Source organism: Vibrio sp. Y176 (assembly GCF_033438945.1).
On the sequence record NZ_JAWOQS010000011.1, the window covers coordinates 31,313 to 55,402 of the forward strand.

Genomic DNA, 24,090 nt, shown 5'->3' on the forward strand with positions numbered 1-24,090 from the left:
GTTATTCCTTACTTGAGTCGTCTGAACCACCTACGCTGTATAGTACTTGACCAATTAAGTCTTCAAGCACAAGCGCCGATTTGGTGTCTTCGATGGTATCACCATCCACTAGCATGACTTCATCATCAAAAACGAAGCCAGGTACTAAACCAATGTATTGCTCACCAATCAGGCCAGATGTCAAAATTTGTACGCTCGACGTTTCTGGGAACTGATTGTATTTGCTATTGATAGATAGTGTTACAACTGGCAATAAGTTGTCTGGGTTAAGCGAAATACTACTTACTCGACCAATCACAACGCCCCCCACTTTTACGGGAGAACGAACTTTTAAACTGCCAATATTATCGAACTCGGCTTTGAGGGTATAAGTATCACCAGAGCCAATGCTTTTTACGTCAGCAACTTGAAAAATCATCACAAGAATCGCGCAAATTCCCGCTAATACAAAGCTGCCAACCCATAATTCAGTTTTACGTGTTTGTTGCATGATTAATTCCCAAACATCAATGCGGTCAGTACAAAGTCTAATCCTAGTACTGCTAAAGAAGAATGCACAACAGTGCGCGTAGTTGCTCGGCTGATCCCTTCCGATGTTGGAATAGCATCATAACCGTTAAATAGAGCGACCCAAGTAACCGTAATTGCAAACGCAAAACATTTGATCATACTGTTACCAATGTCTTGCCCTAGCTCAACAGAGGACTGCATCGCTGACCAAAAACTGCCGTGATCAACGCCTTTCCAGTCAACACCAACAAGCTGAGCGCCCCAAATTCCCACAGCCATGAAAATCATAGCCAGTAAAGGCATTGAGATAACCCCAGCCCAAAACCGTGGTGCAATCACTCGTTTCAATGGGTCTACCGCCATCATTTCAAGGCTAGACAGTTGTTCCGTTGCTTTCATTAGACCTATCTCTGCGGTTAACGCAGAACCGGCACGACCAGCAAACAAAAGTGCAGTAACAACGGGTCCTAATTCACGGAGTAACGAAAGCGCTACCATTTGCCCCAAACTGCCTTCTGCGCCGTAATCCACCAACACAACATAGCCTTGTAGACTCAAAACCATTCCAATGAACAGACCAGATACGACGATGATCGCCAGCGACTGAACACCAACAGAATAAAGTTGCTTAACAAGCAGAGGAAAGCTTCTGATCGGTTGTGGCTTAGAAAATAGCGCCCCAATCAACATGAAAGTCGCACGACCAAATGCTCCGCAAATAGAAAGCGTGCGTCGACCCAGCGAGGCGACAAAGTGAATGAAGTTATCGACCATCAAATAAGTCCTTTTCGATACTTTGAGAAGGGAAACGAAACGGTACAGGACCGTCGGCATCACCTTGTAAGAACTGCTGGACACGAGGATCAGAGTTTTGAGTCAGCTCTTCTGGCGTACCATAGGCGATGATTTTTCCATCGGCCATCAGGTATACCCAGTCAGCAATACTCATGACTTCAGGTACGTCGTGAGAAACCACAATAGAGGTCAAACCTAACGCTTGGTTTAGATTGCTAATTAGCTCAACCAAAACGCCCATAGTGATTGGGTCTTGCCCCACAAACGGCTCATCGTACATGATCAGGTCAGGGTCAAGTGCGATTGCACGAGCCAAAGCAGCGCGTCTTGCCATACCACCTGAAAGCTCACTCGGCATTAATTGCGCCGCGCCGCGTAGACCGACAGCTTCGAGCTTGAGTAACACCATGGTGCGAATCAAATCTTCCGATAAATCGGTATGCTCTCTCAATGGAAAGGCGACATTATCAAAAACATTCAAATCAGTGAATAAAGCCCCTGACTGGAACAACATGCTCATTTTCTTTCGAGCATGGTAGAGTTTTTTACGCGAGAGAGAGGGAATATTGTCTCCATCAAACCAGATCTCTCCTTGCTCGGGATACAACTGACCACCAATCAAACGCAGCAGTGTTGTTTTACCAATTCCCGATGGTCCCATAATGGCCGTCACTTTGCCCTCAGGAACATGCAGATCAATATCATCAAAGATCATGCGTTCTCCCCGTGAAAAAGTGAGGTTGTTCACGGTGACTAAATCGTTGTTCGACATATCATCTCTTCTACTGTAGGAGCGTTGCAACTCACGGAATCATCAAGCAGATACTCATCGGAGTTGAATTCTACGTTTAATAAAGTAACGTCGGTACATTTATTAGGCTGCAATCATAAGCACATTGGCGTTGAATTTAAAGCACTGTTCAATTAAATAAAGTCGACTATATCCCTGCAATTTCTCATGGTTTATGACCTAATTAGCACGAAGTGTTTAAATCCTAGACCAGAATTGCTCATTTAAATGAGTGAGATTTACATACATTTTCGTTACTAACCTTTAATTTATTCTTCGTTTATCTTCCATTTTAGGCCGCAAAAGGTCAAAATTAGCGGTTATTCATTTTACTTATTTAATACTTAGGAATTCTCATGCTCGAAGCCGTTGCGTTGCTTATAGTCGGTCTTGTTTTGCTTGTTTGGAGTGCAGATAAACTTGTTTTTGGCTCTGCAGCGATAGCCCGCAACGTCGGTATTTCCCCGCTTGTCATCGGCATGACAATCCTTGCGATGGGCTCATCCGCCCCTGAGATGATGGTATCTGCAACCGCTGCTTGGGATGGCAAAACAGATACAGCGGTGGGTAACGTATTAGGCTCAAACATAGCGAACATTGCGTTAATCCTAGGTATTACAGCGCTGATCAAGCCTTTGTCGATTAGCTCCGCCGTCATCCGCCGAGAACTTCCACTCATGATAGCCGTAACCGTACTCGCTGGTATTCTGCTTTGGAATAGCCATCTCGGTTTTTATGAGGGTGTCTTATTGTTTGTACTCTTTGGGGCATTTTTATTTGCTATGTTGCAAATCAGCCGCAAAGAGCAAAAATCAGGTGATGTTTTTCTTGATGACCAAGAGTCAGAGATCCCAGAAGGCGTCAGTAACCCTAAAGCAATCATGTGGGTGGTTATTGGCTTGATACTGCTTCCTTTGGCAGCCAGCATGCTGGTTGATAACGCGGTAATTATTGCTAAACACTTTGGTATGAGCGACCTTGTTATCGGTCTAACTATTATCGCCATTGGCACTAGCCTGCCAGAACTAGCCGCATCACTTGCGGGAGTTTTAAAGGGTGAAGACGACATGGCTGTCGGTAACATTATCGGTTCGAATGTGTTTAACATTCTGGCGGTAATGGGGATTCCTGGCATCATTAATCCATCGGTGCTCAGTGAGTACGCGATGGGACGTGACTTCTGGGTCATGTTAGGCGTTTCATTGTTACTTGTCGCGATGTGTTTGGGTAAATCACGCAGTATTAACCGTATTGAAGGTGCCATCTTGTTTGTGTGCTTCTTAGGTTACCAAGTGTACTTATTCGCAAACATGACCGCTTAATTACCACGATCAATAAGTAGAGATCTGATATGTCCAATCAATTTGATTTTCGCGCTGCTGCTAAACAAGTTCTTGATATCGAAGTTGCTGCTCTGCAAGAGCTAGATACCTACTTTGATGATCAATTTGAAAAAGCGTGTGAACTTATCCTTTCCAACAACGGCAAAGTTGTCGTTATGGGTATTGGCAAGTCAGGCCATATTGGTAACAAGATTGCCGCCACTCTGGCAAGCACTGGGACTTCGGCGTTTTTCGTTCATCCAGGCGAAGCCGCACATGGTGACTTGGGTATGATTAGCCCTGGTGACATTGTGCTGGCAATTTCTAACTCTGGTGAATCAAACGAAATTCTGTCTCTATTTCCAGTATTAAAGCGCCTGAATATTAAGATCATCAGCATGACAGGTAAGCCAGAATCAAATATGGCCAAGCTGTCTGACTTACACCTGCAAATTACGGTACCTCAAGAAGCTTGTCCGTTAGGCCTGGCGCCAACTAGCAGTACGACTGCCACATTAGTGATGGGAGATGCATTAGCCGTAGCTCTGCTTCAAGCTCGTGGTTTTTCTGCCGAAGATTTTGCCCTATCTCACCCAGGTGGTGCACTGGGGAGAAAACTGCTACTTAAGTTGTCTGATATTATGCACTTTGGAGAAGCGTTACCTAAAGTTTCTCCTGACGCATTAATTCGCGATGCCCTGCTTGAAATTTCAGAAAAGGGGTTAGGCATGACAGCCATCGTCGATGAGCACGATGCTATGCTTGGTATATTCACCGATGGTGATTTACGTCGTACCTTAGACAAGCGTATCGATATTCATACGACGGCAATTGGCGAGGTCATGACGACAAACCCAACCACAGCACACCCTGATATGCTGGCGGTTGAAGGTTTGAACTTGATGCAGAATAAAAACATTAACGCTCTGATTTTATGTAAAGACGAAAAAATTGTGGGTGCACTGAACATGCACGATTTACTAAAAGCTGGCGTGATGTAATATCAGCACAAACATTTAAATCATTTATTAGACGAATAAAGGCAATGGTCAGGGAAGTACTGAGCTAAACGATAGGCCTTCATTATATGAGTTTTACTCGCCTTATTTATTTGCTCTTGATCTTCGTTGTAGCGTGGTGCGGTTATTACCTACTAACCCCTAAAGGCAACGACGCAATTCAAGTAGCACCAGATTCTGAACTGCCCATGTTCAGTGGTTCTGGATTAGAAAACATCACCTACGGTGAAGATGGTGTCCGCAGTTACATCATTCGCTCCACTAACTTAGACCATTATGCTAAGAGTGGAGATACTATTTTTAATAACCCGACTTTGATGGTTTACCGTGAAGGTAGCGTCATTGAATGGAAGGTGACTGCCACAAGAGCAGTGTTAGATGAAGACCAAGTTTTGACTTTATATGACAAAGTCTTAATGCAAAATCTTCTGCCTGGTGCGAGTTTTGATACCATGGCAACAGACAAATTGGTCATTAATCTAACCAATCGTGATTTTAAAGCTGACCAACAAGTGATGTTGGTTGGACCACTATTTGAAACTACTGGAGGCGCAATGCAAGGCAACTTAAAACAGCATACTGCGACTCTGACAGATGAAGTTCAAGGTCGATATGAAACCGTTACACCTTAGCCTACTGGCACTGGTATTGGCGGCGCCTCAAGCGCTGGCACTCAAGTCGGATACTCAACAGCCGGTTTACATAAACTCTGACACCCAACAGGTGGATATGAAGAGTAACCAGGTTGTTTTTGAAGGCGATGTATCTCTTAAGCAAGGGAGCATCAATATCGATGCTGATAGAATCGTGGTAACTCGCGATCCTAAAACCGAAGCAATTAAACAGATTCAAGCATTTGGTAAACCTGCGAAGTTTTCTCAGCTGATGGACGATGGTAAAACACTTAGTGGTCAAGCTACGGAGTTGGATTACCGTATTTCTACAGACGAACTGACCATGAAAGGTCAAGCGCAGCTGGCGCAAGACAACAACACCATCAAAGGTTCTTCGATTCGTTACCAAATTGGTAAACAAAAGCTAGTCGCTGATAGCTCTAAGGAAGAGCGCGTTACGACCATTTTGCAACCCAATCAGATAGAGAACTAATATGGCAGTACTGAGTGCGAAAAACTTGGCGAAAAGCTACAAAAAACGCAAAGTCGTCACTGATGTTAGCTTAGAAGTTGAATCTGGTCAGATTGTTGGGCTGCTCGGTCCAAACGGTGCGGGTAAAACCACCTCGTTTTACATGATTGTCGGCTTAGTACCTCGCGATGAAGGCACCATTACCATTGACGACAATGACATCAGTATTTTGCCGATGCATAGCCGTTCACGACTTGGCATTGGCTATCTTCCGCAAGAAGCGTCGATTTTCCGTAAGCTTTCAGTAGAAGATAACATCATGGCCGTACTTGAAACTCGTCAAGAAATGACGAGGGAAGAGCGCCAAGATAAACTGGAAGATTTGTTGGAAGAATTCCACATCCTGCACATCAGAACCAGTGCTGGTATGGCACTATCAGGGGGTGAGCGACGCAGGGTGGAAATCGCTCGAGCTCTAGCGGCCAACCCTCAGTTCATTTTATTGGATGAACCTTTCGCTGGTGTTGACCCAATTTCGGTTAATGACATCAAGAAAATCATTGAGCATCTGCGCGATCGTGGTCTCGGAGTGTTAATCACTGACCATAATGTACGTGAAACACTGGACGTATGTGAAAAAGCCTATATCGTGAGCCAAGGGCACCTAATTGCATCGGGAACTCCGGCAGAAGTTCTCAATAATGAACAGGTGAAACAAGTTTATCTCGGCGAACAATTCCGTCTATGATTATATTAGGAACGGTAAGATTCTGAGCATTACAAGGTAAGTAACACTGAATGAAACCTTCATTACAACTCAAGCTAGGTCAGCAGTTAGCCATGACGCCACAGTTGCAGCAAGCGATTCGCTTATTGCAATTGTCGACACTCGATCTTCAACAAGAAATCCAAGAAGCGTTGGACTCCAACCCATTATTGGAAGTTGAAGAAGGCCAAGACGAGCCTCTAGCAAACGGTGAAGATAAGTCAGCGGTCGAGGCTGCTGATAGCAACAGTGCTAGCGAACCAACAGAAATTGACGTTCCAGATAGCTCCGATGTGATAGAGAAATCAGAAATTAGCTCTGAACTTGAAATCGACACGACTTGGGATGACGTCTACAGCGCGAATACTGGTAGCACTGGCTTAGCTCTTGATGATGATATGCCCGTCTACCAGGGCGAAACCACTGAATCATTACATGATTACCTCATGTGGCAGCTTGACCTAACACCATTCAGTGAAACCGACCGCACGATTGCATTAGCGATTATTGACGCTGTTGACGACTACGGCTATTTAACTTTGTCGCCTGAAGAGATTCATGAGAGCTTCGATAATGAAGAGATAGAGTTAGACGAAGTAGAAGCTGTTCGTAAACGCATTCAACAATTCGATCCTCTTGGCGTTGCATCGCGTAACTTACAAGAATGTTTGTTACTGCAACTGACGACCTTCCCAGAAGACACGCCGTGGCTTGCTGAAGCTAAAATGATACTTGCGGATCACATTGATCACCTAGGCAACCGTGACTACAAGCTCGTCATCAAAGAGACTAAGCTGAAAGAAGCCGATCTTCGTGAAGTCTTAAAGCTTATCCAACAGTTAGATCCTCGTCCAGGTAGTCGCATCACTCCTGATGATACCGAGTACGTAATTCCAGACGTATCCGTTTTTAAAGACAATGGCAAATGGACCGTTTCTATAAACCCGGATAGCGTGCCAAAATTAAAAGTAAATCAACAATATGCTCAATTAGGCAAAGGTAATAGCGCGGATAGCCAGTACATCCGCAGCAATTTGCAAGAGGCAAAATGGTTAATTAAGAGCTTAGAGAGTAGAAACGAGACGCTACTCAAAGTTGCAAGATGTATTGTTGAACATCAACAAGATTTCTTCGAGTATGGTGAGGAAGCCATGAAGCCAATGGTGCTCAATGATGTCGCTTTGGCTGTGGACATGCATGAATCCACGATTTCTCGTGTAACAACGCAAAAATTTATGCATACACCACGTGGTATTTTTGAATTGAAGTACTTCTTCTCTAGCCATGTTAGTACTGACAACGGCGGAGAATGTTCGTCAACAGCAATTCGTGCACTCATTAAAAAACTGGTCGCAGCAGAGAATACTGCCAAACCACTGAGTGATAGCAAGATTGCTGCTCTTCTGGCTGACCAAGGGATTCAGGTCGCAAGACGTACGATAGCCAAATATCGCGAATCCTTGGGAATTGCCCCTTCAAGTCAGCGTAAACGCCTATTATAAGGCACTAACTGAAAAGGAAAGTCTATGCAAATCAATATTCAAGGCCATCACGTTGATCTTACCGATTCAATGCAAGACTATGTAAATTCTAAGTTTCAGAAGCTCGAAAGGTTCTTCGACCACATCAATCAAGTGCATGTTGTACTAAAAGTTGAAAAAATTACTCAAATCGCGGAAGCTACGCTTCACATAAATCAAGGCGAAATCCACGCATCAGCCGATGACGAAAATATGTATGCCGCGATCGATTCGCTGGTAGATAAATTGGTTCGCCAACTTAATAAGCACAAAGAAAAACTAAACAGTCATTAATCATGCAACTGAGCGAAATACTGTCATTGGACTGCACCAAAAGTGCGGTCCACTGCACGAGTAAAAAACGCGCCCTTGAAATGATCAGCCGTATCGTGGCTGATCAAACGGGCCAAGATTCTACCGAGCTGTTCGAATGCATGCTCAATAGAGAAAAAATGGGCAGTACCGGTATCGGAAACGGTATTGCGATCCCTCACGCGAGAATGCAATCAAGCGACAAGGCCATTGCTGTCTTACTGCAATGTGATGAAGCAATCGAATTTGATGCGATTGACAATCGACCTGTCGATCTTCTTTTTGCGCTCCTTGTACCAGAAGAACAGTGCAAAGAGCACCTCAAGACTCTATCCTCTATGGCAGAACGTCTGAGCGATAAGCAAGTATTAAAACTACTGCGTAATGCTCAGAGTGATGAAGAACTTTACGACATCATGATTCACCAATAAGCAGGACTAACTCCATGCGACTAATCGTTGTTAGCGGGCACTCAGGTGCCGGTAAAAGTATTGCGCTTCGTGTACTGGAAGACTTAGGTTACTACTGTGTTGATAACCTACCAGTTAACTTGCTGGACGCATTTGTTCATTCTGTTGCTGACAGCAAACAGAATGTTGCAGTCAGCATTGATATTCGCAATATTCCTAAAAAGCTAAAAGAACTGACGAGTACACTAGAACAGTTAAAAACTGAGCTTGATGTGACCGTGCTTTTCTTGGACGCCAATAAAGAAACGCTACTCAAACGCTACAGCGAAACACGCCGAATTCACCCGTTATCTTTAGGTGGCACCTCCCTCTCGCTCGATCAAGCCATCGAGCGTGAGAAACAAATTTTGACGCCACTCAAAGCGCATGCAGATCTGGTCCTAAATAGTAGTGGGCAGTCTTTGCATGAATTGAGTGAAACCGTGCGTATGCGCGTTGAAGGCAGAGATCGCAAAGGGCTCGTTATGGTATTTGAGTCTTTTGGTTTTAAATACGGCCTGCCTTCCGATGCCGATTACGTATTCGACGTTCGCTTCTTACCTAACCCACATTGGGAACCAGCACTACGCCCGCTTACAGGTCTGGATGCTCCTATCGCCGCATTTTTAGAGCAACACCAATCGGTGTTAAGTTTGAAATATCAAATTGAAAGCTTTATAGAGAATTGGTTACCTCTGCTTGAGAAAAACAACCGCAGCTACCTGACCGTTGCAATCGGTTGTACTGGTGGTAAGCACCGCTCGGTGTACTTAACTCAGCAAATCGGTGAATACTTCGCCAACAAAGGACACCAAGTACAAATTCGCCATACCTCACTAGAGAAAAACGCTAAGGAATAGCCGTGGAGTTAAGTCGTAAAGTATTGATTCAAAACCGCCTTGGCTTACATGCTCGTGCAGCAGTCAAACTGGTCGAACTGGCACAGAGCTTTGAAGCGGTCATCACCATCGACAATGAAGAAGACAAAACCGCCACAGCAGACAGCGTAATGGGCCTGTTAATGCTAGAGTCCGCTCAAGGACAATACGTCACGATCCACGCAACGGGTGGGCAAGCGGAAGAAGCACTGGATGCCGTTTGCCACTTGATCGAAGATAAATTTGATGAAGGCGAGTAGTTTACTCGCTTTTTTCTTACCTCCCATTATCTTTCTCTTCCCTGACCTAATAAATAAATTTGCTTAGTATCATAAGTTGTTATTAAAAGGCGCCTAGAATTAAGTTATTATTCAACGCATTGTAAATATCAGGAATTGGGAGGAATGAATGGCAGAGCAAATTGAATTCGACCAAGCTCACCAAGCCCTCCAAGAAGTCACAGAAGCGCTAGAAAATGGCCGCTTCGTCCATGTTCGTCGTCAATTACAGGACATGGAACCTGAGGATATCGCTCACCTTTTAGAAGCCTCCCCACGGAAGAGCCGTGAAGTTCTTTGGCAACTCACCGACCCTGAAGATTATGGTGAAATCCTTGACGAGCTGAACGAAGACGTCAAAGACAGCCTCGTATCCAAAATGGCACCAGAAGCGCTTGCAGAAGCGACAGAAGGCATGGATACCGATGACGTGGCTTACGTACTGCGTAGCTTGCCTGACAACCTGTCACGCGAAGTCCTGTCGCAAATGGACTCCTCTGACCGTCTACGGGTCGAAACCGCCCTATCCTACCCAGAAGACACCGCGGGTGGACTGATGAACACCGACGTCATCACAATTCGTGGTGACGTCGATGTGGACGTAGTTTTGCGTTATCTACGTATGAAAGGCGAGCTTCCAGAAGCTACGGATGCCCTGTATGTGATCGATGAAGAGAGTAAGCTCATCGGTGAACTGCCGATCACGACGCTTATTACCACTCAGCCAGACGTAAAAATCATTGATGTAATGGAAGACGCGGACGAGGCCATCACCGTCGATACTAGCGACTCAGATGTTGCGAGTCTGTTCGAACGCCGTAATTGGGTATCTGCACCTGTTGTTGATGAAAACTTGCATTTGGTCGGCCGTATCACCATCGATGACGTGGTTGACGTTATTCGTGAAGACGCGGAACACTCGATGATGAGTATGGCGGGTATGGACGATGACGAAGATACTTTCGCGCCTGTTGTAAAATCAGCTCGCAAACGCAGTATCTGGCTTGGCGCTAACGTATTAGCCGCCCTTGCTGCTGCTTCCGTTTCTAACATGTTTGAGGCCACATTAGATCAAATGGCGGCCATTGCGGTATTGATGACGATTGTTCCGTCCATGGGTGGTGTCGCTGGTAACCAAACCGTCGCACTAGTGATTCGTGGTCTTGCTCTTGGTCATATCGGTGACTCAAACAAACGCGAACTGTTAATGAAAGAAGCCTCGATCGGCTTACTCAACGGTATCATGTGGGCGCTGATTATTGGTGGTATTGTTGTTGCTTGGAAAGGTAACTGGATGCTCGGAGGAATCATTTCCGCCGCCATGCTGACCAACTTATTGGTCGCAGGTATTGCCGGAGTAACGATTCCAATCCTATTGAAAAAAATGAACATCGATCCCGCTTTAGCTGGTGGTATGGCATTAACAACGGTGACGGATGTGATTGGTTTATCTGTCTTCTTAGGGCTTGCCACAATACTGATTACCTAACAGAAAAAACGAAAAAGCCTGATGAACACATCAGGCTTTTTTGATTCTGAATTGCTAGAAAAGCTTATTCACCCGCCACTTTCATGCTATCCAGTAGGATAGAGCCCGTTTGGATTTGTGAGCGCGTTTCAATATCACTACCAACCGCCACAATCTTGGTGAACATGTCTTTTAGATTACCTGCGATGGTAATTTCTGATACTGGGTATTGGATTTCGCCATTCTCAACCCAGAAGCCTGCGGCACCGCGAGAGTAATCACCCGTTACCACGTTCACACCTTGTCCCATGACTTCTGTCACTAGAAGACCAGTACCGAGCTCTTTAAGCATTTGCTCGAAGTTTTGGCCTGTCGACTTCACGTACCAGTTATGAATCCCACCAGCGTGACCTGTCGGCGTCATCTTCATTTTACGTGCGGCATAACTGGTTAACAGATAAGTTGCTAGCACACCGTCGGTAATGATCTCACGGTCTTGAGTGTACACACCTTCACTATCGAATGGACTTGATGCCAAACCACGCAATACATGCGGACGTTCTGAGATATTGAACCAATCAGGAAGCACTTGTTTGCCTAGATGGTCAAGTAAGAAAGAAGATTTTCGGTACAGGTTACCACCGCTGATCGCCATAACGAGATGGCCAATCAAGCCTGTCGCAACATCAGCCGCAAACATGATTGGGTATTGACCTGTTTTTAGACGCTGCGCATCTAAGCGGTTAACCGTATTCTCTGCCGCCTTACGACCCACCGTTTCTGGGGTCCATAAGTCATCACGATGACGTGCCACGGTGTAGCTGTAATCACGTTCCATCTCGCCGTTTTGACCAACGCCAATTACACAACAGCTAGTACTATGGCGGCTAGACGCATAACTAGCTAATAAGCCATGGCTATTGCCATACACTTTCACGCCATAATGACTATCATAACTCGCGCCATCACTTTGCTTGATTGCTCTGTCATAACTTAGCGCTTCTTTCTCAGCGGCAATCGCCACATCGGCAGCATAGTCTGGATCGGGTGCGTCAGGGTGGAAAAGATCAAGCTCCGGGATCTCTTGCACCATGTATTCTTTTGCTGCAGGGCCTGCAAATGGGTCTTCAGATGTGTAATGTGCAATATCTAGCGCCGCTATAACGGTTTGCTCGATTGCCGCTTCACTTAAATCAGACGTGGAAGCACTGCCTTTGCGTTGACCTCGGTAAACGGTAATGCCCAGCGCACCATCGCTGTTGAACTCGACATTTTCTACTTCACCCATACGAGTTGAAACACTTAAACCAGTGCTTTTAGTAATTGCGACTTCGGCGGCGTCAGATTTTGCCGATGCAAGCTTTAAGGCTCTTGCGACGGCTTGCTCTAGCTCGGTACGTTGCTCAGCAACCTGCTGTTTAATATCCATTGTCTTTCACATCTTGTCTTTGATGAACAATAGGATAACAAGAATTTCGCTTTCTCCCCATGATTCTTGTTAAAATAGTCATAATATTAATCAAAACACAGGCAACTGAAATGGCACGTAAGAATCAAAAAGCGCCATGGGAACCAGAAGAAGAGATCATCTGGGTAAGTAAATCCGAGATGAAGCGAGACATGGAAGAACTGCAAAAGCTAGGTGAGGAGCTTGTCGGCCTCAAACCTTCAGTTCTAGAAAAGTTTCCATTGAGTGAAGATTTGCGAGAAGCAATTGCTGACGCGCAACGCTTTAAAAATGAAGCGCGTCGTCGCCAATTACAACGTATCGGTAAATTGATGCGTTACGAAGATCCAGAGCCAATCCAAGCCGCACTGGATAAAATTCGTAATAAGCACTCTCAATTAACGGCGGTATTCCACAAACTTGAAGCGTTGCGTGATCGCGTAGTGGAAGAAGGTGACAAAGCCATTGATGACGTAATGGAAATGTACCCAGAAGCGGATCGTCAGCGTCTACGCCAACTTGCTCGCCAAGCAGCGAAAGAGAAAAAAGCTGGGAAACCAGCAAAAGCGTACCGCGAAATCTTTCAGATCCTTAAAGGTCTAAACGAAGAAGAGTTTTAATTCGACGGCTCAAGCAATGAGCATTCGATTTAAACGCAAAAAGCAGACGTCAATGTCTGCTTTTTTTATCTTTGGTTTTACTGTCAGCGTTACACTAAGCGATTCACGCGGTCTCCGCGCTCGAAAGCGTTAATGTTCTCAATCAAGATTTCCGCTAAACGTTGGATAGATGAGTCGCTGCCCCATGCAACATGCGGTGTAAGTAACAAATTAGGTAAACTCATATTGGCAATCAGCGGATTGCTCTCATCAGCCGGTTCTTGTGTAAAAACATCAAAACCAGCCGCTGCAATTTCTTGCTGTTTTAAGGCATCCACCAGCGCGCTCTCATCCACCAAACCTCCACGCCCTGTATTAATCAAAATGGCGTTGGACTTCATTTGTTGCAACTCAGCTTGACCAATTAAATTCTGAGTACGATCGTTGAGCGGGCAATGCAAAGTCAGCGCATCGGAGCGTTTTAATACTTCCTCAAACGGCACATAACCTGGTCTACATTCTGCCGCCCCTTTACGCTCAGAAAACAACACGGTCATTCCTAACGCTTGAGCCAGATTCGCCGTCGCTTGCCCTAGTGCCCCACTACCAACAACACCTAACGTGCTACCACCAATATCCCCGATTGGGTGAGTAAAAAAACAAAACTGCTGGTTACGCTGCCACTCACCTGCGGCAATATCTTGGTGGTACCCAAATAAATTCCGTCTTAAAGCGAATAACATTGCCATCACGTGCTCGGGCACCGAACGCGTCGCGTAACCACGTACATTAGCAACCGCAATATCATGATTAGCACAGTAGTTCACATCGACGTTGTTAAAACCAGTTGCGGCAACCGCGATCATCCGTAATTTTGGTAGTTGCTCTAATACATGTTGGTCAAGCAGGACTTTATTGCTAATCACGATATCGGCATCTGCTAACCTTTCTATTACCTGCTCAGGCGCAGTTAGGTCGTACTCACGCCAGTGGTGCGGAAAGCCAGGTCGTGGGACCTCAATATGTTCTGGGATGGTCGCTCGGTCTAAAAATACGATGCTTGGCAAAGACATAACAACTCCTTGTTCACGGCTGAAAGACAGGATACATCAACCACAGTAACGAAATAGCCAAAAATAGCGAACTAGAAAGAACCGCTGTTGAGTGCAATTGGCATTAAGGGTGTGGCAACGTTTTATAATCAGGCAATGTACGCTCTGGCGAAAAATAGTTAAAGATCATCGCCTCGGCTTCAGAATAAAAGTCACAGGGTACAAAAATACTGCTCAGCTGATCCGTAGCTGGATGATAAAAACTTAGCTCCGCAGCGTGCAACTCTAAACGTTCTGAAAACTGATACGCCTCTTCGCTTGCATAAAACTCATCACCCACAATCGCATGACCAATCGCCATCAAATGCACGCGTAACTGATGCGATCGACCAGTAATGGGGAGTAACCGCACAACGGTTGTATGGGTGCCATCAGGGTGCACTTCACGCTTCACTACTTGGAATAAAGTTTGAGATGGTTTGCCGTCGTCAAAACATACTTTTTGTCGTGGACGATTTGGCCAATCACAAATTAATGGAAGATCAATATTCCCTTCTTGCGGCTCAACATGCCCCCAAACACGTGCGTAATACACCTTGTGAGTGAGGCGATATTGGAACTGCTTTTTTAATGCTCGCTCCGCGGGTTTGTTTTTCGCCAGCAACATCAACCCTGATGTCGACATATCCAAGCGATGCACAACTTGAATTTCTGGATGCAACTCTTTGAGGCGGCTCCACATGCTGTCGTAATGCTCTGCAAGGCGACCAGGGACAGACAGCAGCCCTGATGGCTTATTCACTGCCAGAATGTCGTCATCCTCAAAAACGATATCAACCCAAGGGTCGGTGGGAGGGGTATATTCAAGCATTGCCATGGGAGATCTCTACAAAATAAAAACGCCACGATTATATACCCAAATAGCACCCAGATGCAGGATTCTGAAGAAAAGTTCAACCCAATAAAACAAAGTCAATCCTTTAGCATAAAAACTAAAAATAGCACGTTGTAAATTTAGTTTGACAACAAGACGCATAACTGAATAGAGTGCTAGATGCACACAGCATGATATTCGCAAAGAATACTTAAAATAAATACACCAAAACACAGCATTTAAAAGACATTACCGTTGCGCAGTATAGGGCGTTCGCTCAGCTTGTCATGTACTGCGGTATGTATCTCTTTAGAAAGATACATAAGATAAAAAGGACAATAAGCAATGGACTCCGCCGTTATAGATAAACCCCAATCCAAACTTTCCTTATTTTTTCGTTCGCTAGGCCCCGGCATATTAATGGCATCTGCTGCGGTCGGTGGCTCTCACCTCGTGGCATCAACCAAGGCTGGTGCGATTTATGGTTGGCAATTGGCTGCACTGATTCTGCTCGTAAACCTGTTTAAATACCCTTTTTTCCGAGCGGGCGTACAGTACACCATGGGGACAGGGCTGACCTTGGTTGAGGGCTACGCGAAATTAGGTCGGCCTTATCTATGGCTATTTCTATTTCTGAGCGTGGTATCGGCCGTCATCAATACCGCCGCTTTGTTGATGTTTAGCGCTAGCTTGCTGGGCTACTTCATTCCGTTTTCACTATCAATGGCATCACTCAGCATCATTGTGATTGTCACCTGCCTGATCATATTATTTGCTGGCCATTACAAAGCGCTCGATACGCTATCTAAGGTGATCATGTCGGTGTTAACCATCGCGACTTTACTCGCTGTTTCTATCGCCTTTGGTAACCCTGTTGAACAAGTGGCCAACTTCGAACCGCCGTCACCTTGGTCTATTGCGGCTATTGGTTTTATCGTTGTGACAATGGGGTGGATGCCTGCACCGATTGAGATCTCCTGTTTAACCTCAGCGTGGCTAAAACGCCAATCAAGCCAGCAAGAAGTAACATACCGCTCTGCTCTATTTGACTTTAATGTCGGTTATATTGGCACGGCGTTTCTTGCCATTATCTTTGTATCGCTAGGCTCTTTGATGCTTTATGGTTCTGGCGTTGCGCTTGAAAGCTCTGGCGTTGGCTTCTCCCACCAATTGGTTGGCTTATATGCGGCAACGATTGGCGAATGGTCTCGTTACTTGATCGCGGTAATTGCGTTTTTCTGTATCTTTGGCAGCACGATTACCGTTATTGATGGCTATTCGCGCGTTATTTCGGATTCTCAACGCTTACTGCGCTCGCAACCAGACACTAACCCTAAAACCACTTCAGCGATCATGTTGGTAGTCTCCTTACTTGCATTGGGTATTGTGGTTTTCTGGGCTTCTGCGTTATTGCCTATGCTGAACTTTGCGATGATCCTCGCCTTTATGACCACGCCATTCTTTGCTCTGCTAAATTACACATTAGTGAGCAAAACTGAGTTACCTGAGCCTTTGGCTGTTGGACCTAAACTAAAGTGGTTGTCGATTGCAGGCCTGATTTACTTGTTTGGCTTCTTGGCTGTATTTATCTGGTGGAAGTGGTTGATGTAAATGAGATAGCTATCAGTGATTAATGCATTCCGCTTAAAGAAACTAAACCGTAAATAAAGAAAAAGGTCTTCAACTGAAGACCTTTTTTAATGAGCAATAAATACTTACTTAGTTGTGGCTCACCACAATCAAACGCAGCGAGTCGAGCTGAACCTGAGCTTGGTTGATGTAACCAGTGAGCTCTTTAATTTGTGCGTCGATAGCTTCAATTTCTTCGTCACGAATATTTGGGTTCACCGCTTTCAGTGCTTGCAAACGCTCAAGTTCTGCATTCAAACTGTGCTGCATATCTTGATGAGCTTGTTTGCGTACTTCTTCAACCTTCTCTTCAATAAGAACATCACCGGCTTCAATTAAGCGGTGTACATCTTTCTGTACCGACGTAACCAACTTGCTACCTAAGTGACGGTTTACAGGGCTGAGCTGGCGGTTAAAGCTTTCAAACTCCACTTGAGCAGACAAATCATTACCACGCGAGTCCATCATTAAACGGATTGGCGTTTTCGGTAAGAAGCGCGCGATACCACTGCGTTTTGGCGCTTGCGCATCTACCGCGTAAATCAACTCAAGAAGAATAGTCCCGACTGGTAACGCTTTGTTTTTCAATAGAGATACCGCAGACGTCCCCACCCCTTCACTCATAAGAAGATCGATACCACCCTGGATCATTGGGTGTTCCCAACTGATAAAGTGCATATCTTCACGAGATAACGCTGTATCACGATCAAACGTGATCGTCGCTCCTTCGTATGGCAGACCTGGGTAGCTTGGCACCATCATGTGCTCAGATGGGGTCACAATCAGGGCGTTTTCACCTTTATCGTCTTGATTCAAGCCAATCGTGTCAAAAAGAGAAAGTGCGAAGGTGACCAGATTGGTATCGCCGTCGGTTGATTCAATTTTCTCAACGATTTGTTGTGCTTTTTCCCCGCCATTTGAATGCATTTCTAATAGGCGATCACGGCCTTGCTCCAATTGGGATTTCAGCTCTTTATTCATTTTTGCTGACGCTTCAATGATCTCATCTAGCGTACTGGTATCACCAGAGGCAAGAATTTCAATCAGATCATCGGAGTACTTATCGTAAACAGCACGGCCTGTTGGGCAGGTTTCCGCAAAAGCGTTCAGGCCTTCATCGAACCAACGTGCTAGGATCGCTTGCGATGTGCCTTTCAGGTAAGGAACATGAATGTCGATATCGCGATTTTGACCGATACGGTCCAAACGACCAATACGTTGCTCAAGCAAGTCTGGGTTGAATGGCAAATCGAACATGACAAGTTGGTTGGCAAACTGGAAGTTACGACCTTCAGAGCCGATTTCGCTACAGATAAGAACTTGTGCTCCACCTTCTTCTTGCGCAAAGTAAGCCGCCGCTTTGTCACGTTCAAGAATCGACATACCTTCGTGGAAAACGGTGGCGCGGATACCTTCACGCTCACGCAGTGCTTGCTCCAATTGCAGTGCGGTACTCGCACGAGAAGCAATCACGAGGATTTTCTCGCTGCGCTTCTCTTTTACTTTTTCAAGCAACCAATTCACACGCGAGTCAAACTGCCACCAGCTCGCGTCATCGCCTTCAAATTCTTGGAAAATTTCTTCTGGGTAAAGGTTCTTCATCGCACGTGCTTCAGAACTCATCTTACCGCCAATCATCCCAGCAACACGCATTGATGTAGTGTATTGCGGTGGAATATCCATTGGCATCAGATGCACGTTACGCTTAGGGAAGCCTTTGATGGCCGCGCGCGTATTACGGAACAGAACACGCCCTGTACCATGACGATCCATCAAGTTATCGATCAGCTCTTGGCGTGCCGACGCTTTAGCTTCTTCGTCCGCTTCACTTTCGATAATACGGAAAAGTGGTTCTACGTCTTGTTCAGACAACAACTCAGTGATCTGGTTTTTTGCTTCATTAGGTAGCTTTTCACCGGAAAAGAGTGAAGTAATCGCATCTGCTACGGGCGCGTATTGCTCTTCTTCCTCAACGAACGCTTCGTAATCATAGAAGCGGTCTGGATCCAACAAACGCAGACGAGCAAAGTGACTCTCACGACCAAGCTGCTCTGGCGTTGCAGTCAGTAGCAACACACCTGGAGTACGTTCAGCCAAGCCTTCTACCACTTGGTATTCACGGCTCGGTTTATCTTGGCTCCATTCAAGGTGATGCGCTTCATCGACGACCAGTAGGTCCCATTCACCTTCCAGTGCTTGTTCAAAACGCTTGCGGCTCTTGCGTAGGAAATCCAAAGAACACAGCACATATTGCTGAGTATCAAATGGGTTTTCTGCATCCGCAAAAGCTTCGATACAGCGCTCTTCGTCAAAGATAGAGAAATGCAGATTGAAACGACGCATCATCTCAACCAGCCATTGATGCTGCAGTGTTTCAGGCACCACAATCAAAATGCGTTCGGCACGACCAGACAGAACTTGTTGGTGGATGATCATGCCCGCTTCGATGGTTTTACCCAAACCTACCTCATCCGCCAACAAGACGCGTGGCGCGTGACGACGGCCAACTTCGTGCGCGATGTAAAGCTGATGAGGGATCAAACCTGCACGCATACCACATAGGCCACGCATTGGGCTCTTATGCTGCTCAAACTGGTTGGTTAGCGCACGGTAACGCAGAACAAAGTTGTCCATACGGTCGATTTGACCGGCGTACAACTTATCTTGAGGTTTGTTAAAACGAATTTGGTTGCTAAGAAAAATCTCACGCAGAACAACAGCGGTTTCTTGCGTGTCTTCACGAGTACCGAAATAGGTGTAAAGACCTTCATCTTCCAGTACTTCTTCTACTTTTAGAGACCAACCTTCTTGGCAATCGATGACATCCCCAACATTAAAGGTGACTCGGGTAACAGGTGCATCGTTACGTGCGTAAACTCGGTTTTCCTCTGACGCTGCAAACATCAATGTCACAGTACGAGCATTCATTGCTACAACGGTACCTAAACCTAAATCGCTTTCCGTATCGCTAATCCAGCGCTGCCCCAAAGCAAATGTCATGAATTGACTACCTCGTTATTAGTTCTTGATTCGTATTTCTTGTTGGTCTACTCATGCCCGTAGGCATGGATAATAGTTTAGATCTGATTCTGGCTTCTGCTATGCCGATAGCATTCGTCATTCCAGTATGAACTGAGTATTTTTTAAGCCAGCTCAACATGATAAATCGGACGTAGCCTATACGCAGAAAAAGGTCGCTAATCTTACTTGAAGCTGTGATTTAGGTCACGCCGAAACCGCACCAAGCAGAAACTTTTTTTCCCAAACTCTAAATGCAATCAAATTGTAAAATACTCATGCCAATTATTAAGTTGTAGAACGTAAATATTACGTATACTTCTAATGAGGGGCGTTTAAAACCATTGCATATGATTTAAGCGCGTTAGTACACGATTAGGATCAACACGGGTTTGCAGTAAGTTGTCTTGCTACTCGGTTGCACACTAGCCGACATCAGCCCGACAACCTCTATTGCAAGCAATCAGAGTTAGGTCACTTCACACCTATTTGGAAACGACCTAACAACTCGCATGCAGAGCCGTACTACGGCAAGGAGACGCTATGGGCGATACCGATCGGAAACTGTTTGTACTCGATACCAACATTCTTCTTCATGAACCCTTTGCCATCTTCTCTTTCCAAGAACACGATGTCGTTATCCCCATGACCGTGTTGGAAGAACTCGACCGAATCAAAGACAGTAAGCGCGACGTTGCAAGAGATGCGCGCGTGGCTATTCGCACCTTGGAAGATTTGTTTAAAGAAGCAACGCCAGATGAAATCTCTGAAGGCATTCCTGTTTCTAAAGACAACCCCGACCAAGGTACTATTTCCATTTTGGCGGATTTTGAACTGCAGGAAACTGTCAAAGCCTTCGCCGACAAAGCCGGTGACAACCGTATTCTCAACGCGGTGCTTTATCTGCAAAATAAACGTGCACCACGTGAAGTGGTACTGATCACGAAAGACATCAACATGCGTCTGCGAGCCAAAGGGGCTGGTGTACGCTTTGTTGAGGACTATAGAACCGACCAACTGATTGACGACATCCAATACCTAACCAAAGGCTTTCAATTGCGTGAAGGTGATTTCTGGAGCGGTATTGAGGAAGTAGAAAGCTATGCTCTGGGCGGAAAAACTTACCACAAACTCAGTCGCGAACCCTTCGACCCAACCTTTATCAACCAATACGTTATTGATGAAGACAGTGACTTTGCTGGTCGCGTAGAAACCATCAATGAAGACAAGCTAACGCTTCTCGACCTGAGCCGCGAACGTCTAATGCATCGTAAGGCTTGGGACATCACACCTAAAAATATCTACCAGGGAATGGCGTTAGATGCCTTACTCGATCCAGAAATTGACTTGGTGATTCTAACGGGTGCGGCGGGTAGTGGTAAGACATTACTGGCAATGGCAGCAGCATTGGAGCAAACCATTGAAAAAAGCATGTTCGATAAAATTATCGTAACACGTAACACGCCAGATATCGGTGAATCCATCGGCTTCTTACCCGGCTCCGAAGAGGAGAAAATGATGCCGTGGTTAGCGGCGGTGACCGATACCTTGGAAGCACTACATAAACACGATCACTGCACTGAAGGCTCATTGAAGTACATCTGCGATAAAGCCAACATTCAATTTAAATCGATCAACTTTATGCGTGGCCGTTCGATTCAAAATGCGTTTGTACTGCTTGATGAGTGTCAAAACCTCACTGCATCACAAATCAAAACCATCATTACCCGCTGTGGCGAAGGAACCAAAATCGTCTGCTCCGGTAACTTGGCGCAGATTGACTCTCATTACCTCACCCCAGTGACATCAGGATTGACGTACATGGTTGAGCGCTTCAAGAACTTTGAAGGCAGCGCAAATATTCACCTCAACGGCGTGGTTCGTAGCCGCTTGGCGGAATTTGCTGAAGAAAACCTGTAATTGACACCGACTCACAAAGCAAAAGAGCGCTCATTAGAGCGCTCTTTTTATAACGATTCGACTGAGTTACTCCGTGCCACCCACTGTCAGTGAGTCCAGCTTCAAGGTCGGCTGACCAACACCAACTGGCACACTTTGACCTGCTTTACCACATACGCCAACGCCCTTGTCGATACTTAGGTCGTTACCGACCATAGACACTTGCTGCATTGCTTCGATACCTGAGCCAATCAACGTCGCACCTTTAACAGGGCGCGTAATTTTACCGTTTTCAATCAAGTACGCTTCCGATGCAGAGAACACAAACTTACCCGAAGTAATGTCCACCTGGCCGCCACCAAAGTTTGGCGCATACAACCCTTTCTCGACCGTCGAGATAATTTCTTCTGGCGTATGTTCACCTGGTAGCATGTAGGTGTTGGTCATACGCGGCATTGGTAAATGTGCATAAGACTCACGACGACCGTTACCTGTTGGGTTCACACCCATTAACCGCGCGTTTAGCTTGTCTTGCATGTAACCTTTCAGCACACCATTTTCGATAAGCGTGTTGTACTGGCCGTTTACCCCTTCATCATCCACATTCAGTGAACCACGAAGGTCTTTTAACGTGCCATCATCGACGATGGTACACAGCGAAGACGTCACTTGTTGACCCATTTTGCCAGAGAAAACCGAAGATTCCTTCCGGTTAAAATCACCTTCTAGGCCATGACCTACCGCTTCGTGTAGCAACACGCCAGGCCAGCCAGAACCCAATACCACTGGCATCATGCCAGCTGGTGCTGCTTCTGCTTCAAGGTTGATTAACGCCATGCGAATCGCTTCGTCTGCGTAATGAAAAGCTTGTTTCACACCACTGCTTTCCGTTAAAAAGAAATCGTAACCGAAACGGCCGCCGCCCCCCGCGCTACCGCGTTCACGTCGTTCACCTTTTTGTGCGAGCACGCTAATAGACAAACGCACCAAAGGACGAATATCGCCTGCATAAGTACCGTCTGTTGCCGCAACAAGCATCTGCTCATGCACACCGCTGATGCTGATCGAGACTTCTTTAATCAATGGTTCTTTAGTGCGGATGTAAGCATCTAGAGATTTGAGCAATTCTGTTTTTTGCTGCTTTTCCCATTCAGCTAGTGGATTCACAGCGGCGTAGTACGCTTGGTTTTCGGTGCGTTTAAACGCTTGGACTTTACCATTCTGCCCTTGCTGAGCAATACCGCGCGCCGCCATTGCACTCTGCTTCAGGCCTTCAGGCTGGATTTGATCAGAGTAGGCAAAGCCGGTTTTCTCGCCAGTTACTGCACGGACACCAACACCACAATCAATGTTAAAAGAGCCATCTTTGATGATGCTGTCTTCTAGAACCAGAGACTCATGCCAGCTGGACTGAAAGTAAATGTCCGCATAATCGATCTGGCGCGTCGCAATGCTGGCAAGCGTGTCAGCAATGTCTTGTTCTGTCAGACCATTTGGGGCAAGGAGTGCCTGTTCTATTTGGTTTGTGCTCATAGTTAGCTCTTTTATTTCCGTCTCAATTCATTTTGAAAGCGACTGTGTTGAGTCAGCGGCATATTCTGCCTTACTTGTTGGCTTTGTGACAAATCTATCTCAGTCACCAATAAGCCTACTTCATCCTGAAGCTGTTTATGGATACGTCCCCAAGGGTCAACGACCATTGAGTGTCCCCATGTTTTTCGTCCACATGGATGCGTTCCAGTTTGTCCGCTTGCCAAAATCCAACATTGTGTCTCAATCGCTCTAGCTCGCAATAATACTTCCCAGTGAGCTTGCCCCGTCACAGCGGTAAACGCAGCGGGCACCACAATGATATCCGCCCCTTCTTGACGCAATACTTTATAAAGTTCTGGGAAACGTAAATCATAACAAATACTCAATCCAACACTGCCGATATCAGTTTCCGCAACGACTATTTGATTACCCGCCATAAACGTATCCGACTCACGATAACTACCATAACCATCGGCTACGTCGACATCAAACATATGCAGTTTGTCATAGTGAGCAATGCATTTACCGTGCGGCGGCAATACAAGTGTTGTGGTGGTGACACCTTTTGCGGTTTGAATGGGCATGCTTCCGACAATCAGCGTTAACTGGTTCTTTCTGGCGATTTCACAGAGCCGCTGTTGAATCATGCCACTGCCAAGTGGCTCTGCATGTTGATGATAAGCTTCGCGACTGGAAAATAGCACTGTATTTTCAGGAGTAAGAACAAGTTTGGCACCTTGCTTGCTCGCTAAAGCACACTGTTTTTCAATGAAGTCCAAATTCGCGTTAATATCCGGACCCGAAGTCATTTGAATAATGCCAACACGCTCCATGTGTTTCCTCCCT

23 protein-coding genes are annotated in these 24,090 nt (G+C 45.8%); 14 read left to right on the forward strand and 9 right to left on the reverse strand.

The genetic code is table 11. The annotated features are described in order from the left end of the window. Window position 1 precedes the first annotated feature (1 nt). Genes mlaD through mlaF form a run of 3 tightly spaced genes read right to left on the reverse strand, consistent with a single transcriptional unit; the run spans window position 2 to window position 2,077 of the window. A complete protein-coding gene (mlaD, locus tag R7O13_RS20560) occupies window positions 2–490 on the reverse strand; it encodes an outer membrane lipid asymmetry maintenance protein MlaD (RefSeq protein ID WP_005381099.1) in 489 nt (162 codons plus the stop codon). 2 nt (window positions 491–492) lie between these two features. Continuing rightward, window positions 493–1,284, reverse strand: coding sequence for a lipid asymmetry maintenance ABC transporter permease subunit MlaE (gene mlaE / locus R7O13_RS20565; RefSeq protein ID WP_005381100.1), 792 nt, complete (start codon window positions 1,282–1,284; stop codon window positions 493–495). Continuing rightward, window positions 1,274–2,077 carry a phospholipid ABC transporter ATP-binding protein MlaF gene (mlaF, locus tag R7O13_RS20570; protein ID WP_005388422.1) on the reverse strand — a complete coding sequence of 268 codons (804 nt, stop codon included), beginning with the start codon at window positions 2,075–2,077 and terminating at the stop codon, window positions 1,274–1,276. The genes mlaE and mlaF overlap by 11 nt, the downstream gene beginning before the upstream one ends. Window positions 2,078–2,451: 374 nt before the next feature. Here mlaF and R7O13_RS20575 point away from each other — a divergent pair, with 374 nt between their 5' ends. From R7O13_RS20575 to mgtE, 11 genes are all read left to right on the forward strand, one after another. Next, the gene (locus tag R7O13_RS20575) at window positions 2,452–3,417 is read left to right on the forward strand and encodes a calcium/sodium antiporter (RefSeq protein ID WP_005381102.1); all 966 of its coding nucleotides are present in this window, start codon (window positions 2,452–2,454) and stop codon (window positions 3,415–3,417) included. Between the two features lie 29 nt (window positions 3,418–3,446). Beyond that, window positions 3,447–4,418 carry an arabinose-5-phosphate isomerase KdsD gene (gene kdsD, locus R7O13_RS20580; protein WP_005381104.1) on the forward strand — a complete coding sequence of 324 codons (972 nt, stop codon included), beginning with the start codon at window positions 3,447–3,449 and terminating at the stop codon, window positions 4,416–4,418. Window positions 4,419–4,504: 86 nt separating this feature from the next. Continuing rightward, the gene (gene lptC, locus R7O13_RS20585; RefSeq protein ID WP_171344972.1) at window positions 4,505–5,068 is read left to right on the forward strand and encodes an LPS export ABC transporter periplasmic protein LptC; all 564 of its coding nucleotides are present in this window, start codon (window positions 4,505–4,507) and stop codon (window positions 5,066–5,068) included. Further along, window positions 5,049–5,543: a lipopolysaccharide transport periplasmic protein LptA gene (gene lptA / locus R7O13_RS20590; RefSeq protein WP_005381109.1), complete on the forward strand. Its 495-nt coding sequence runs from the start codon at window positions 5,049–5,051 to the stop codon at window positions 5,541–5,543. The genes lptC and lptA overlap by 20 nt, the downstream gene beginning before the upstream one ends. A 1-nt stretch (window position 5,544) precedes the next feature. Next, window positions 5,545–6,270, forward strand: coding sequence for an LPS export ABC transporter ATP-binding protein (gene lptB / locus R7O13_RS20595; RefSeq protein WP_318304606.1), 726 nt, complete (start codon window positions 5,545–5,547; stop codon window positions 6,268–6,270). Between the two features lie 50 nt (window positions 6,271–6,320). Beyond that, window positions 6,321–7,790 (forward strand): RNA polymerase factor sigma-54, encoded by a 1,470-nt coding sequence (locus R7O13_RS20600; RefSeq protein WP_005381112.1) that lies wholly within the window; start codon window positions 6,321–6,323, stop codon window positions 7,788–7,790. A gap of 24 nt (window positions 7,791–7,814) precedes the next feature. After that, complete coding sequence (gene hpf, locus R7O13_RS20605) at window positions 7,815–8,102, forward strand: ribosome hibernation promoting factor (RefSeq protein WP_005381114.1); 288 nt, start codon at window positions 7,815–7,817, stop codon at window positions 8,100–8,102. 2 nt (window positions 8,103–8,104) lie between these two features. Continuing rightward, complete coding sequence (gene ptsN / locus R7O13_RS20610) at window positions 8,105–8,551, forward strand: PTS IIA-like nitrogen regulatory protein PtsN (protein WP_005381116.1); 447 nt, start codon at window positions 8,105–8,107, stop codon at window positions 8,549–8,551. A 14-nt stretch (window positions 8,552–8,565) separates the two neighbouring features. Then, the gene (gene rapZ / locus R7O13_RS20615; protein WP_005381118.1) at window positions 8,566–9,429 is read left to right on the forward strand and encodes an RNase adapter RapZ; all 864 of its coding nucleotides are present in this window, start codon (window positions 8,566–8,568) and stop codon (window positions 9,427–9,429) included. Window positions 9,430–9,431: 2 nt separating this feature from the next. Next, window positions 9,432–9,707 (forward strand): HPr family phosphocarrier protein, encoded by a 276-nt coding sequence (locus R7O13_RS20620; RefSeq protein ID WP_005381120.1) that lies wholly within the window; start codon window positions 9,432–9,434, stop codon window positions 9,705–9,707. Window positions 9,708–9,855: 148 nt separating this feature from the next. Continuing rightward, entirely contained in the window at window positions 9,856–11,214 is a 1,359-nt protein-coding gene (mgtE, locus tag R7O13_RS20625) for a magnesium transporter (protein WP_005381121.1), read from the forward strand. A gap of 64 nt (window positions 11,215–11,278) precedes the next feature. Here mgtE and pmbA read toward each other — a convergent pair whose 3' ends face one another. Further along, the gene (pmbA, locus tag R7O13_RS20630) at window positions 11,279–12,622 is read right to left on the reverse strand and encodes a metalloprotease PmbA (RefSeq protein WP_213886868.1); all 1,344 of its coding nucleotides are present in this window, start codon (window positions 12,620–12,622) and stop codon (window positions 11,279–11,281) included. A 110-nt stretch (window positions 12,623–12,732) separates the two neighbouring features. Between pmbA and yjgA the strand changes: the two genes are divergently transcribed. Beyond that, on the forward strand, window positions 12,733–13,260 hold the full coding sequence (yjgA, locus tag R7O13_RS20635; protein WP_005381124.1) for a ribosome biogenesis factor YjgA: 528 nt from the start codon (window positions 12,733–12,735) through the stop codon (window positions 13,258–13,260). 89 nt (window positions 13,261–13,349) lie between these two features. Here yjgA and R7O13_RS20640 read toward each other — a convergent pair whose 3' ends face one another. Then, window positions 13,350–14,312: a D-2-hydroxyacid dehydrogenase gene (locus R7O13_RS20640; RefSeq protein WP_151514342.1), complete on the reverse strand. Its 963-nt coding sequence runs from the start codon at window positions 14,310–14,312 to the stop codon at window positions 13,350–13,352. A 103-nt stretch (window positions 14,313–14,415) separates the two neighbouring features. Further along, a complete protein-coding gene (gene rluA / locus R7O13_RS20645; protein WP_042523486.1) occupies window positions 14,416–15,168 on the reverse strand; it encodes a bifunctional tRNA pseudouridine(32) synthase/23S rRNA pseudouridine(746) synthase RluA in 753 nt (250 codons plus the stop codon). 342 nt (window positions 15,169–15,510) lie between these two features. Here rluA and R7O13_RS20650 point away from each other — a divergent pair, with 342 nt between their 5' ends. Continuing rightward, complete coding sequence (locus R7O13_RS20650; protein WP_005381130.1) at window positions 15,511–16,776, forward strand: NRAMP family divalent metal transporter; 1,266 nt, start codon at window positions 15,511–15,513, stop codon at window positions 16,774–16,776. 108 nt (window positions 16,777–16,884) lie between these two features. On the opposite strand, the gene rapA is transcribed toward R7O13_RS20650, so the two are convergent. Next, the gene (rapA, locus tag R7O13_RS20655; RefSeq protein ID WP_318304608.1) at window positions 16,885–19,794 is read right to left on the reverse strand and encodes an RNA polymerase-associated protein RapA; all 2,910 of its coding nucleotides are present in this window, start codon (window positions 19,792–19,794) and stop codon (window positions 16,885–16,887) included. A 561-nt stretch (window positions 19,795–20,355) separates the two neighbouring features. On the opposite strand from rapA, the gene R7O13_RS20660 reads away from it, so the two are divergent. Further along, a complete protein-coding gene (locus tag R7O13_RS20660) occupies window positions 20,356–21,732 on the forward strand; it encodes a PhoH family protein (protein ID WP_005381133.1) in 1,377 nt (458 codons plus the stop codon). A gap of 66 nt (window positions 21,733–21,798) precedes the next feature. Here the strand turns inward: R7O13_RS20660 and tldD are convergent, their stop codons facing one another. Together tldD and R7O13_RS20670 are read right to left on the reverse strand one after the other, a co-directional pair. Further along, the gene (tldD, locus tag R7O13_RS20665; RefSeq protein ID WP_318304609.1) at window positions 21,799–23,244 is read right to left on the reverse strand and encodes a metalloprotease TldD; all 1,446 of its coding nucleotides are present in this window, start codon (window positions 23,242–23,244) and stop codon (window positions 21,799–21,801) included. An 11-nt stretch (window positions 23,245–23,255) separates the two neighbouring features. After that, the gene (locus R7O13_RS20670) at window positions 23,256–24,077 is read right to left on the reverse strand and encodes a carbon-nitrogen hydrolase family protein (RefSeq protein WP_005388437.1); all 822 of its coding nucleotides are present in this window, start codon (window positions 24,075–24,077) and stop codon (window positions 23,256–23,258) included. Window positions 24,078–24,090 lie beyond the last annotated feature (13 nt).